At 62.3% G+C, this 11822-nt stretch carries 12 protein-coding genes; 8 read left to right on the top strand and 4 right to left on the bottom strand.

What is annotated here, in order from left to right:
- The coding region (locus VEK15_14450) for a histidine kinase dimerization/phospho-acceptor domain-containing protein (protein ID HXV61894.1) at nucleotides 1-1173 on the bottom strand (1173 nt) is incomplete at its 3' end.
- 432 nt (nucleotides 1174-1605) lie between these two features.
- On the opposite strand from VEK15_14450, the gene VEK15_14445 reads away from it, so the two are divergent.
- Entirely contained in the window at nucleotides 1606-1845 is a 240-nt protein-coding gene (locus tag VEK15_14445; protein ID HXV61893.1) for a hypothetical protein, read from the top strand.
- On the opposite strand, the gene VEK15_14440 is transcribed toward VEK15_14445, so the two are convergent.
- On the bottom strand, nucleotides 1818-2504 hold the full coding sequence (locus VEK15_14440; GenBank protein HXV61892.1) for a hypothetical protein: 687 nt from the start codon (nucleotides 2502-2504) through the stop codon (nucleotides 1818-1820). The genes VEK15_14445 and VEK15_14440 overlap by 28 nt on opposite strands.
- Nucleotides 2505-2536: 32 nt before the next feature.
- Between VEK15_14440 and polA the strand changes: the two genes are divergently transcribed.
- Nucleotides 2537-5209 carry a DNA polymerase I gene (polA, locus tag VEK15_14435; protein ID HXV61891.1) on the top strand — a complete coding sequence of 891 codons (2673 nt, stop codon included), beginning with the start codon at nucleotides 2537-2539 and terminating at the stop codon, nucleotides 5207-5209.
- 6 nt (nucleotides 5210-5215) lie between these two features.
- Here the strand turns inward: polA and VEK15_14430 are convergent, their stop codons facing one another.
- Entirely contained in the window at nucleotides 5216-5860 is a 645-nt protein-coding gene (locus tag VEK15_14430) for an HAD family hydrolase (GenBank protein HXV61890.1), read from the bottom strand.
- Nucleotides 5861-5910: 50 nt separating this feature from the next.
- Here VEK15_14430 and VEK15_14425 point away from each other — a divergent pair, with 50 nt between their 5' ends.
- A complete protein-coding gene (locus VEK15_14425) occupies nucleotides 5911-6492 on the top strand; it encodes a methylated-DNA--[protein]-cysteine S-methyltransferase (GenBank protein ID HXV61889.1) in 582 nt (193 codons plus the stop codon).
- 155 nt (nucleotides 6493-6647) lie between these two features.
- Complete coding sequence (locus VEK15_14420) at nucleotides 6648-7133, top strand: peptidylprolyl isomerase (GenBank protein HXV61888.1); 486 nt, start codon at nucleotides 6648-6650, stop codon at nucleotides 7131-7133.
- Here VEK15_14420 and VEK15_14415 read toward each other — a convergent pair.
- Nucleotides 7126-7836: a class I SAM-dependent methyltransferase gene (locus VEK15_14415; protein ID HXV61887.1), complete on the bottom strand. Its 711-nt coding sequence runs from the start codon at nucleotides 7834-7836 to the stop codon at nucleotides 7126-7128. The two genes, VEK15_14420 and VEK15_14415, sit on opposite strands and share 8 nt — an antisense overlap.
- Nucleotides 7837-7865: 29 nt before the next feature.
- Here VEK15_14415 and VEK15_14410 point away from each other — a divergent pair, with 29 nt between their 5' ends.
- The 4 genes from VEK15_14410 to VEK15_14395 form a co-directional block, all read left to right on the top strand.
- Nucleotides 7866-8942, top strand: a complete 1077-nt coding sequence (locus tag VEK15_14410) for a DUF3047 domain-containing protein (protein HXV61886.1) — start codon at nucleotides 7866-7868, stop codon at nucleotides 8940-8942.
- 35 nt (nucleotides 8943-8977) lie between these two features.
- The gene (locus tag VEK15_14405; protein ID HXV61885.1) at nucleotides 8978-9718 is read left to right on the top strand and encodes a glycosyltransferase family 2 protein; all 741 of its coding nucleotides are present in this window, start codon (nucleotides 8978-8980) and stop codon (nucleotides 9716-9718) included.
- A gap of 23 nt (nucleotides 9719-9741) precedes the next feature.
- The gene (locus VEK15_14400; GenBank protein HXV61884.1) at nucleotides 9742-11619 is read left to right on the top strand and encodes a CRTAC1 family protein; all 1878 of its coding nucleotides are present in this window, start codon (nucleotides 9742-9744) and stop codon (nucleotides 11617-11619) included.
- A partial coding sequence (locus tag VEK15_14395) for a CRTAC1 family protein (protein HXV61883.1) occupies nucleotides 11616-11822 on the top strand: 207 nt, incomplete at its 3' end. The genes VEK15_14400 and VEK15_14395, both read left to right, overlap by 4 nt.

Genomic DNA, 11822 nt, shown 5'->3' with positions numbered 1-11822 from the left:
GATGATGTCCTCGCGGTCGTCGCATCGCACTCGGTAGAACTTCTCGAAGATTCGGGGCAGGGCGTCCCGGGGAATGCCGAGACCGTTGTCCGCCACGGCAACCGCCACGTGGCCGTTCGTTCTCGTCACCTCGACCCGAGCCCAGGCCCCCTTGGAGCTGTACTTGATCGCGTTCGAGATCAGGTTGATGAGGACCTGTTCGATCAAGTTCCGGTCGCCGGAGATCGAAGGCACGGTGCAATATGGCGGCTCATAGTGAAGAGTGATTCTTTTTTCGGCGGCGAGCGGCCTGAGGTCGGCGACCGCGTTCTCGATGATCTCGATCAGGTCGACGGGCTCACGGGTGATGACTCGCCGGCCGGATTCGATCCGAGCGATATCGACGCAATCGTTCACCAGGTCGACGAGTCGATTGGACTGCTTGTGAATGATTCCGAGAAACTCCCTGGCCTTGGCGGTCTCGAGCTCACGGTTGAGAAGAATCTGAGCGAAGCCGCGGATCGTCGCGAGGGGCGTTCGAATCTCGTCCTTCACCATCGACAGGAGATCCGTCCTCGTTTCTTTGCCCGGCGATTGTGTCACTTCGGAGAGCGTGCTCACGATGCCCTCGACCCGCCCCTCGGAGCTCTTGACCGGGCGGAGATGGAGGGCACACTGGCGAGTCCCGGGATGCGACAGTCGAACCTCGGTGGAGAGGGATTCGCCCCGCTCGACGATTCGCTCGAGCGCTTCTTTGATGACCACCTCGTCGGACAAGCTCTCGAAGCACTCGACTAACGGGTACAGGCTGCGACCGACCAGTGGCTCGGATCCGAGATCGAGTATCTCCCGGGCACGGGAATTGACGAGCCGGATGGTGCCGTGAGCGTCCGTTACGATCACGCCGTCGGTGATGCTTTCAACCACGGCATTCGTCAACGACTCGTGGTAACGAGCTCGGTCGGCGTGAACGACGCGGGTACGATGCCTCGCGAGCGAAACCCCGAGGGTGAGCGACAGCGCGACGAGGGCCGCGAAGAGGCCGGCTTCGGCCAGGGAGCCGAAGACTCCATGGAAAAGATACAGCGTGCCCACGGTCACGCCGGCAAGAGCGGCGGTTGCCAGACCCCTCGTGAAAAGGCTCCTGTTTCGTTGCGACAAGGCAACGCTTCCCCCGGTAGGCTGCTCCCCCATGATGATGAGCTCCGAGGAACAATGAGCAAATTCCATTCCACCGCGTGGACAGAGAGCCGGCCCGCTGGTGCCGTTTAACTCATTGGTATGCGGAAAGTTGGTCCGGAGGCCCGCGACGCGGCGCGCGGGGCCGCGCGGGTTTTTACCTTCGAGGCGCTGGCAATACCCCACAAGCGCGAACGAGTCGATCACGCGATCTCGTCTGAGGGTGAAATCCTATCTCGTCCGAATGGCTTCGGGTGGAATTGACCGCGATCCGGCAACGGCTCGGTGACCGGGAATCGCCAGAATCTGGCGCACGACGCGTAGCCTTGGCTCCGAAGGCATTTGGCATAGCGGTTGCTATTTTTCCGGTCGAACGTTCTCGGCTCGAACGCTGCGGGCCAGGTACCCGAACGAGTCGCCCCCACCGAGCAACGAGGAGACAATGGGATGCACCGCGAAATCGTTGAGGAGGTCGGCGAGCAGTCCGAGCTCGCGCTTCGGATCCTCGATTACTTCCGGCGCCACCCGAACGCGAAAGACTCGGTCGAGGGAATCGCACGGTTCTGGGTGGGCGCCGACCCGATGGAGGTCCGTCGGGTTCTGGACAAGCTGGTGAACATGAAGCTGGTGGATCGGCGCGAGAATACGTCGATGGACCTTTACAGCGTGGGCCCCGAAGCGATCTGACGTCGCCCTTTTCTCACGACGAGAATCAGGGCGGTGGCGATGCTCGCTCCCACGACTCCCAGCGCCGCGACCAGAACCCGCACCGTCGCGCTCAGCACAGAGCGTTGGTCGAAACGGGCACGGATCTCGAGCGGGGGACCGTCCCGATGGGCGCTCCACGTCCGCCTCCAACCCAAGATGTTGCCGCGCTCCACACCCCGGGGAGCGTTGTGCTCGAGGACGGTGCTGGGAAAATGAAAGCGGAAGCCGAGGGTCGCTCCCGGATCGACGCTCGTTGCGGGGCCACCGCGGGGACGTGGAAGCGCGAGGGTGAGGACCCGGTCCGACGCGCCAAAAACCAGGCTGCACCCGCGGTCACGAAACGCGCGGTGACGGCAGACGTCATTCCAGCTCGCAAAGATCATTCGAACGTGAAAAAAGGATCGCCCGCCGCGCTCGGTTCGACGTATCGACTCGATCTCGACCTGCGCGGAGTTGAAAAACTCTTCCAGCGCTTCGGTGCTCGGGTCTTCGATTCCGAGTAGAGCGTGAAACATGGGGGCGGACCCGCTGATTCGGATACGCCCCGAGCCGTCGACCTCGAGAGTGACATCCTCTTCGTACTCGTAGCTCGTGCAAGCCGGTAGAGCGAGACAAACCAGGACGGCGACTCGCTTCATCGACACGGATTCTACCGCTACAATGCCGGCCAATGTCGTCCGAGCGTTCCCCGGAGACTTTGCTGCTCTTCGACGGGAACAATCTCGTCTACCGCTCGTTTTTTGCTCTCCCTCCGTTGGCGACGCGCTCCGGCCTCCCGACCAACGCCGTCCTAGGCTTCGCCAACGTTCTGCGCAAGGTGCTCGCCGAGAGCCCTCCCGATTTCGCCGCGGTCACGTTCGACGCCGGCGGCAAGACCGTTCGTCACGAGCGCTTCGAAGAGTACAAGGCGAATCGCCCTCCCACGCCTCCGGACCTCAAACAGCAGCTTCCCGTTGCGCGCAAGCTCTGTGAAGCACTGGGGCTCGCCATACTCGAGCGCGAGGGCATCGAGGCCGACGATATCATCGGTACTCTTTCGAGCTTGGCCGAGCGGGCGGGCTACCGCGTTCTCATCGTGTCATCGGACAAGGACCTGCTGCAGCTCGTCTCGAACGACACCGTGGTCGTTCACCCCGTCAAGTACGAACGTCTCGATACCGAGGGTGTGCGGCGCAAATTCGGAGTCGCCCCGCAACAGATTCCCGACGTCCTCGCCCTCGTGGGTGACAGCGTGGACAACATTCCCGGCGTGCCCGGCATCGGTGACAAGGGCGCGGCCAGATTGATCTCGGAATGGGGCTCACTGGAAACGCTTCTCGACCACGCTCACGAGGTCAAGAACAAGAGGCAGCGCGAGGCCTTGCTCGCCCATCGGGACGAGGCCAAGCTCTCGAAAGAGCTCGTGACCATCGTGAAAGACGTGGAGCTCGACATCGACCTCGAGCGGCTCCGCTACCAGGGGGCCGACCGCGAATCGGCACGGCGCTTGTTCGAGGAGCTCGAGTTCACGAGCCACCAGAAGGACTACCTTCCCGAGGAGACCATCGACCTCACCGCGGAATTTCGCGCTCTTCGATCGGAGGGGGATCTCGAACGGTTTCTCGCTCGCGCCCGCAAGACCGGAACGCTCGCGCTCTGGCTCGACCTCGGTCGAACGGAACATTTCGATCCATGGGATGCTCGCGTCCTTCGCGGGGGGCTTGCGGTCGAAACGGGAGAAGGGGTTCATGTGGACTGTGGTCGCGACGGGATCGCCGAGACGGACTTTCTGAGACGCTTGCAATCGGTCGTGGGCGACGACGCGGTTCGCCTCGTGGCGCATGACGTGAAGACTCTCGTCAATCTCTTTCGCTCGCGCGGGATGGAGGTGGGTGAGAACCTCTTCGACACCCGCGTGGCCGCCTACGTCTCCAACCCGACCCGAAGATCTCAAGAGCTCCCCGACCTGCTGCTCGAGTTCCTCAAGACTCCCCTGTCGTCAGAGAGCGAGCACCAAGGGCCTCAGGGGACGCTTCCCGGCATGTCTGGCGGTGAGGAAGCGTCGGGGCGGCTCGCCGCCGAAAGGGCCGAGAGAACCTTGAGACTTGCCGACCGGCTCGAGCTCCGCATCGCCGAAGACGACCTCGAGACGGTTCTCACCGAGATCGAGTTGCCCCTCATCAGCGTGCTGTCCTCGATGGAGCTCACTGGAATCGCCATCGATCTCGAGGAGTTCGAGACGATGTCGAAGGAGCTCAGCTCCGAGCTCGCGAGCATCACCGACGAGATCCACCGGCTGGCCGGCGTCGAGTTCAATATCAACTCTCCCCGGCAGCTCGCCGAGATTCTGTTCGAGAAAATGAACCTGCCATCGTTCAAGAAAACGCAGAAACAGAGGGTGGCTTCGACCCGGGTCGATGTTCTCGAAGAGCTGGCGGCGTCGTTTCCTCTCCCCCGGAAGATCCTCGATTACCGTGCACTCCAGAAGCTGAAAGGAACCTACGTCGATGCGCTTCCGTCGCTGGTGCATCCGAAGACCGGTCGGATCCACACCAGTTTCAACCAGACGGTTACCGCCACCGGGCGTTTGTCCTCGAGCGATCCCAACCTACAGAACATTCCCATCCGAACCGCGCTCGGCCGGCGGTTGCGACGTGCCTTCGTCGCCGAGCGCGGTTATCGGCTACTGTCGGCCGATTACTCGCAGATCGAGCTGCGCGTGCTCGCGCACCTGAGCCGGGACGAGGCCCTCATCGAGGCATTCCGTTCCGGCGAGGACATCCACGAAAGGACGGCGAAGCAAGTCTTCGGCGAGGCCGCGGGTCTCTCCGAGGGGGAAAAAAGACGGCGGGCGAAGATCATCAATTTCAGCATCATTTACGGCAAGACCGCTTTCACACTCGGTAAGGAGTTCGGGGTGTCGACCCGCGAGGCCCAGGCCTTCATCGATGCTTATCTCGATCGATATCCGCGAGTCCGGGATCTCATCGACGAGATCGTGCGCGAAGCGAGGCGAACCGGCAAGGTGAGGACGCTCTTCGGAAGGCAGCGCTACGTCCCGGAGATCGGCTCTCGGAACCGCACCACCCGGGCCGCCGCCGAGAGGGTCGCCGTCAATACGCCCGTCCAGGGAACGGCAGCCGATCTCATCAAGAAGGCCATGATCGACCTCCACCGGCGTTTGAGAAACGAGCGAATGGGAGCCCGACTCCTTTTGCAGGTTCACGACGAGCTCGTGCTCGAGGTGCCCGAGGGCGAGCTCGAGGTGACGACCGAGCTCGTTCGGGACACCATGGAGAACGTCCACCCCCTAGAAGTGCCGCTTCGAGTAGACGTCGTGACCGGAGCCGCGTGGGAGCATTGACTCTGTTCAGACCCCGAATCGATCCGCGAGAAGCCCGGCATGGACGAGCAGAAGATCGGGTTCGGCCCGCTCCAGCAGATCTCGGGGGCCGTACTCGCTCTCTACCCCCACGGTGTAGGTGCCCACCCGCCGTCCCATCTCGATATCTTCCGGCCGGTCACCGACGTAGATACACGATCGGGCCTCCGCGTCGAGTGCTTCGATCGCCAGCGCCAGCGGCGCGGGATGCGGTTTCTTGTCGGTGGTGTCCTCGAAACATACGGTGACGGCGAAGAGCCCGTCGAGCCGGAATCGTTTCAGCTCTTCGTCCACCCGGTCGCGGGTTCCACTGGTGACGAGGCCGAGCGTATAGCCCGCCGCGTCGAAGCGGGTGAGGAGCTTCTCGACGAACGGAAAGAGCGGAGACTCGTGCTCTCGATAAGTCCGGCGCCACAACGCGTCGGCATTCGACCATTCCTCCTCGGGCACGCCGAGCAAGCGGTACGATTCGTACCAGTTCGGGCTGTATGTTTCGAGAAAGCGCTTCCGGTCTACCTCGAAGCCCAGATGGCGCAACACTGTGATCGAGGCCCGGTAGCCTGCGGGGAAGGAATCGAGGAGCGTTCCATCCCAGTCGAAGAGAATCGCTTTGGAGTCGAACACGATATCCATCAAGTTTAGCGGATTTGTGGCTCCATCACTGTCCGTGCTAAGAATCCCCAATGCGGAAGTTGTTCCACTCGCGTCTTTCGGCGGCGGGTCGTTCGTTCGAGCTGTACTCCGTGGAAAGGGCCCTCGTGGCGATTGGCTTGCCCGGTGACTCTTCGAAGACACTCGCGGGTTGGCTGCGGCGGTATTTCGACGGTGTGCCGGTCGAACCCGCGGATACCCGCCACCAGGGCTATGAGCGCCAGCTCATCGAGTACTTCGAGGGACGTCGCCGGGTGTTCGATCTGCGTTACGAGCTTCTGGGTACGGATTTTCAGAAAGACGTGTGGAACGCGGTCGCGTCCATCCCCTACGGACGGACCTCGTCGTACCGTGACATTGCGCACCTCATCGGACGCCCCGAGGCGAGTCGTGCGGTCGGAGCGGCCAACGGGGCCAACCCCATTCCCATCGTCATCCCCTGCCATCGCGTCATCGGTGCGAACGGCTCGCTGACGGGATACGGAGGGGGGCTTCCGCTCAAGAGACGCCTGCTGGCTCTCGAGGGCGCGCTCCGAGCGCCATCTACCCAGATGAGACTAGAATTTCAACCATCAAGGAGTGTTTCATGTCCCTCAGGGCCCTCGTTTGCGTGACGATTCTCACCCTGGCAGGGTGCGGCGGTTCCGGAGCTCCCCCTCCGGACGAGCCGAGTGAGGAGGCTACTGCTATGCCTGAGCATCCCGAGGCCGCTTCCCCCGAGGAGGAAGTGTCCACTCCCGATATCGAAGGCGGACTTCCCGTCGTCGAGATGAAGACCAGTCTGGGGACGATCCGAATCGAGCTCTATCCCGAGGAGGCACCCAAGACGGTCGAGAACTTCCTGGCTTACACGCGTGAGGGCTTCTACGACGGAACGATTTTTCACCGGGTCATCGAAGGGTTCATGATCCAGGGAGGCGGATTCAACGCCGATATGACGGAGAAGGGGACGCGCTCTCCCATCGAGAACGAGGCCGACAACGGCTTGAAGAACGAGAGAGGCACCATCGCCATGGCTCGGACCATGGAGCCTCACAGCGCTTCGTCTCAGTTCTTCATCAACAGCAAGGACAATCCGCCGCTGGACTTCAGCGGCAAATCGGTCCGGGGCTGGGGTTACGCCGTTTTCGGCCGGGTCGTCGAGGGACTCCAAGTCGTCGACGCGATCGAAGGCGTTGCGACCACGAACCGCAGTGGCCACCAGGACGTGCCCGTGGATCCGGTCATCATCGAGAGCGTCCGCCTGCTCAACTGAGGTCTGAGCAGACGCCGATCACGACTTCGGGCACGCCCGCCTCCCCCAAGGGTCGCGGCTGATGGCGCTCGAGGGTTTCCCACGGCAGGCTCGCCAGGTTCCTGAGCTGCTGGAGCCTGACCGCAGCGTGAGGGGAGCGAGCGCCGGCCCACGCCAGCCGCCGCGAGTGGCCGTCGGAGAACCACGTCTGCCCGAGGAGGGACACCCGAGGGAAGAAACCGGACAGCAAACCTTCGAGCTCGATGATCGAATACTCTCGGAGATGATACGGATTACGCGGCCGGTCGGCGAGGGTATGACCCGGGCTCAGCAAATCGCGGTTCGGTGTCGAGCACAAGAAGAGTCCGCCGGGCGCCAGCACGCGCCGAGCCTCCCGGAGAAGAGAAGCGTCGTCCTCCACGTGCTCCAGCGTCTCGAAGCAGACGTAGAGGTCGACGCATCCCGATGCGAGGGGAAGCCTGGTGACGTCGCCGCGGATCGCGCGGGACGGCCGCGGGCTTATGGCGAACGATTCGGGAGACCGATCGACGGAAGTGACCCGTCTGGCACCCCCGTCTCGGAGAATGAGCGAGCCATAGCCGGAGCCGCAGGCCGCGTCGAGAACGTCCTTTCCCGTGGCGAAGCCGGCCGCCCAATGGTAACGGGCCAAATGTTGGTTGCGCAGCCAGGGCGAGGCGAACCGATCGAGAGCGAGTCGCTCCATCGGCCTTTCAGCATATCGGAGCCCAAGACGTGCTGAAAGTCTCGTCGGCAGTCGCCGCGCTCGCTTTCGCGCTCGTCGTTCCGATGAGAGCGGACGACGCGGTCACGAAATGCTGGGAAGAGATTCGTCTCTCCACCGGTGACCCTCCGTCATGTCTCGCGGAGCAGGCGGTTGCGCTCGTCCCGCGCGTTCTGAGCCCACTCGAGCCTCTGGAGCGGACGCGGCTCGGAAGCGCTCTGGCCAGCGCGGTGATGCGCGACCTCGACGCTTCCGCCGAGCTGACTCCGAGCGGCGAAAAGCCCGGTGCGGTTCGATATCGTGTCATCGTGGCCGAAGAAGCTCGAGACCTCGTACTCGTCCTGGGCGATGACGACGCCCTTTCCGATGTCCTCTGGGATGGCCGCTCAATCGTCGACCGCTATCGCGAGCTCAGCGGGCGGCTCGTTTCCCGCTATTCGTTCGAGTATCTCGTGGCGGAGCTCGAAGGAGGAGGGACCATCGCTCTCGAGGATTTCGAGGCAGCGCCTATCGGAGAGCTTCCGCACGGTTGGAAGCGCCGCCCTTTCGGCGCGGATGATGGCAGCAATCCCTACACCGTTCGTGAAGAATCGGGCAATCGTTTCTTGAGGGCCGAGGACCGCGGCGAGAACGTCATGCTCTATAAAGAAGTGAAATGGAACGCGCGCAAGTATCCTTACTTTGGATGGCGGTGGCGCATACGCGCCGTTCCCCGTGATGCCGACGAGCGAGTCGACGAGCGCGCCGATAGTGCCGCGGGAGTCTATCTCACTTATCGACGCCGGCTCGGTCTCGTTCCCGAGACGGTCAAGTTCGTGTGGAGCGGTCGGCACCCGAAAGGAACCCTCTTTCGCCGCCCGGGAATGGGCATGCCGTGGACGCTCGTCGCCGGATCGGGCGAGGCCGACGAGCGCTGGCAGCGCGTCGTCTACCGCATCGCCGACGTCTATGAGAAAACCTTCGGAGGAGATGCGGGAGAGCGCCCCCTCGGAATCGCCGTTCTCTCCGATGCGAACGAAACCCGAAGCTTCGCCGCCGCCGACTACGATGATTTCGTCGCGTTGACTTCCTCCGACGGGCTGTGGTAGCGTCTCCGCCCATCTGATTGATAGAGAAGTACTTGTTGTCTCATTCCATTAGCGTTCTGTTCCCCGCCTATAACGATGCCGGCACCATTGCGAGCATGGTCCTGTGCGCCCGCCGCACGTTGCGGCAGCTATCTCGCGACTACGAGATCCTCGTCGTCGACGATGGAAGCCATGACGGAACCGGCTTCATCCTCGACGAGCTGAAGCAAGTCGTTCCCGAGCTCCGTGTGATCTCCCACGAGACGAACCGGGGCTACGGAGCCGCGCTCGCGAGCGGTTTTCGCGGCGCGGGGAAGGACCTCGTGTTCTACACCGACGGCGATGCTCAGTTCGATCCCCGTGACCTTACGCTCCTCCTGCGCGAGCTTCGCGCCGGTGTCGACTTCGTCAGCGGCTACCGCAAGCGCCGCGCCGATCCCTTCTTGCGGGTTCTTCTCGGCAATCCGTATCACCGACTCGTGCGAGCGGCCTTCGGTCTGAAGCTGCGTGACATCGATTGCGATTTCCGGTTGTTCCGCCGCCACGTGCTTTCCGGAATCGAGCTCGCCCAGAACGACGGCTCCATGTGTATCGAGCTTCTGCGGAAGCTCGAGGTCTCCGGATTTCGTTTCGCCGAGGTTCCGGTCCGACATTATCCGAGGGTGTACGGCCGGAGTCAGTACTTCACTCTGAGGGGAGTGCTCGGCTCCTATCTGCAGCTCTTCCGCCTCTGGGTCCGCCTCGTCATCCGCAAAGAGCCCCTGCCCTCGCTGGCCGCGATTCCGAGGCAGGAGTAGACTCTCCTTCGGAGGGTAGCGCCATGAGAATGATGATGATCTCTTTCCTCGTCGCTCTGGCCTTCCAGCCGGCGGGTGGGAGAAAGCGGCTCTATCAGCCCGAGGACGTCGACGAGCCCGCCTGGCTCGAGCCCCGAAGACAAGCTCAGCTTCGAAGCGCCGAAGACCTCGACGTCTTCCATGACTTTCAGTTCGTCGATCGGCTGCGCGAAAGCGGGATCACATTCCGAAACGAAGTCACGGAGGACTCCAAGCGGCACTACAAAGCCGTGCACTATGACCACGGAAACGGCGTCGCCGTGGCGGATGTCGACGGAGATGGGCTGCTGGACCTGTACTTCACCAACCAGACGGGTCCGAACGAGCTCTGGAGAAACCTCGGCGGCGGTCGGTTCGAGAACATCACCGAGCGCGCCGGTGTCGCGCTCGCCGACCGCATCTCGGCTACGGCCTCCTTCGGGGATATCGACAACGACGGCGACGCCGATCTGTACGTCACAACGGTGCGATTCGGCAATGCGCTGTTCGAGAACGACGGCAAGGGCGTCTTTGCCGATATCACCGAAGCGTCGGGAACGGGCCACACCGCCCACTCCTCCGGAGCCGTCTTCTTCGATTACGACAGGGACGGGCTCCTGGATCTCTTCGTCTGCAATGTGGGAGTTTATACGACGGACGAGATTGGCCCCGGGGGCTATTACGTCGGTGTCTTGGACGCCTTCGCCGGCCATTTGAAGACGGAGCGCACCGAGAGGAACATTCTCTATCACAACCTGGGAGGAAGCCGTTTCGAGGACGTCACGGCTCGCGTTGCGCTGAGCGACGACACCTGGGCAGGCGACGCGAGCCCCATGGATTTGAACGAGGACGGATGGCCCGATCTCTACGTCCTGAACATGCAAGGGCACGACGAATATTACGAGAACGTCGAGGGAAAGCGGTTCGAGCGACGAAGCCGAGAGCTCTTCCCCAAGACGCCCTGGGGCTCCATGAGTCTCAAGGCGTTCGATTACGACAATGACGGTGACATGGACGTCATGCTGACCGATATGCACTCGGACATGAGCGAAGAGGTGCCCCCCGTCCGGGAGAAGCGTAAATCGAGGATGCAGTGGGAGGAGGATTTTCTCCGGAGCGAAGGAAACAGCATCTACGGAAACGCATTCTTTCGAAACGACGGCTCCGGCAAGTTCACCGAGGTCTCTGACGCCCTCGGCGTGGAGAACTACTGGCCCTGGGGCTTCAGCGTGGGAGATTTGAACGCCGATGGTTTCGAGGACCTCTTTATCACCGCGAGCATGAACTATCCCTTTCGTTACCAGGTGAACTCGCTTCTCCTCAACGAGAGCGGCGTCAGGTTTCACGACAGCGAGTTCATCCTGGGCGTCGAGCCGAGACGAGAGGGCCGGGTGACGGGTCTCGCGTTCGTTCTCGATGCCGAAGGTGAGGACAAAGACCTCGCGCTCGTCGAAGCTTACGACCTGAGGGGCGAAGTCGAGGTTTGGGGAGCGCTGGGAAGCCGTTCGTCTGTTCTGTTCGATCTGGACGACGACGGCGACCTGGATATCGTGACGAACGAGCTCAACGACAATCCCATGGTTCTAGTGAGCGACCTGAGCGAACGAAGAGACATCCGCTACTTGAAAGTGAAGCTCGAGGGTACGACCTCGAATCGCTCGGCCCTCGGAGTCCGAGTCGTGGTATCGGCGAATGGTTCGACTTACACCAAGGTGCAGGACGGAACGTCGGGCTATCTTTCCCATAGCCTCTACCCTCTTTATTTCGGGCTCGGAGACGCGCAAAGAGTCGATCGCGTCGGCGTGCTCTGGCCCTCGGGAAAGACGCAGACCCTCGACGGTCCCATCGAGACGAACCAGCTCATCGAGATTCGCGAGCCGTGACCTCTTTCCTTCTCGTCCTCCTCGCCGGAGCTGCTCGTTTCCTGGACGTCACCGAGGCGGTCGGCCTCGACTTCGTTCACGATGCGGGCGAAGACGGACGTTACCTTCTGCCCGAGATCACTGGCTCGGGCGCCGCCTTCGTCGATTATGACCAGGATGGGGATCTGGACATCTATCTGGTTCAGTCGGGACGGGGAAAGCGC

It is taken from the genome of Vicinamibacteria bacterium, from assembly GCA_035620555.1.
Taxonomy (GTDB): domain Bacteria; phylum Acidobacteriota; class Vicinamibacteria; order Marinacidobacterales; family SMYC01; genus DASPGQ01.
The sequence above is the reverse complement of the archived record's forward strand: the minus strand, read 5'-3'. Positions and strand labels throughout refer to the sequence as shown.

Coding starts and splice junctions, on each gene's coding strand:
- VEK15_14445 (HXV61893.1), top strand. CDS start 1,606: ATGCACCGCGAAATCGTTGAGGAGGTCGGCGAGCAGTCCGAGCTCGCG.
- VEK15_14440 (HXV61892.1), bottom strand. CDS start 2,504: ATGAAGCGAGTCGCCGTCCTGGTTTGTCTCGCTCTACCGGCTTGCACG.
- polA (HXV61891.1), top strand. CDS start 2,537: ATGTCGTCCGAGCGTTCCCCGGAGACTTTGCTGCTCTTCGACGGGAAC.
- VEK15_14430 (HXV61890.1), bottom strand. CDS start 5,860: ATGGATATCGTGTTCGACTCCAAAGCGATTCTCTTCGACTGGGATGGA.
- VEK15_14425 (HXV61889.1), top strand. CDS start 5,911: ATGCGGAAGTTGTTCCACTCGCGTCTTTCGGCGGCGGGTCGTTCGTTC.
- VEK15_14420 (HXV61888.1), top strand. CDS start 6,648: ATGAAGACCAGTCTGGGGACGATCCGAATCGAGCTCTATCCCGAGGAG.
- VEK15_14415 (HXV61887.1), bottom strand. CDS start 7,836: ATGGAGCGACTCGCTCTCGATCGGTTCGCCTCGCCCTGGCTGCGCAAC.
- VEK15_14400 (HXV61884.1), top strand. CDS start 9,742: ATGAGAATGATGATGATCTCTTTCCTCGTCGCTCTGGCCTTCCAGCCG.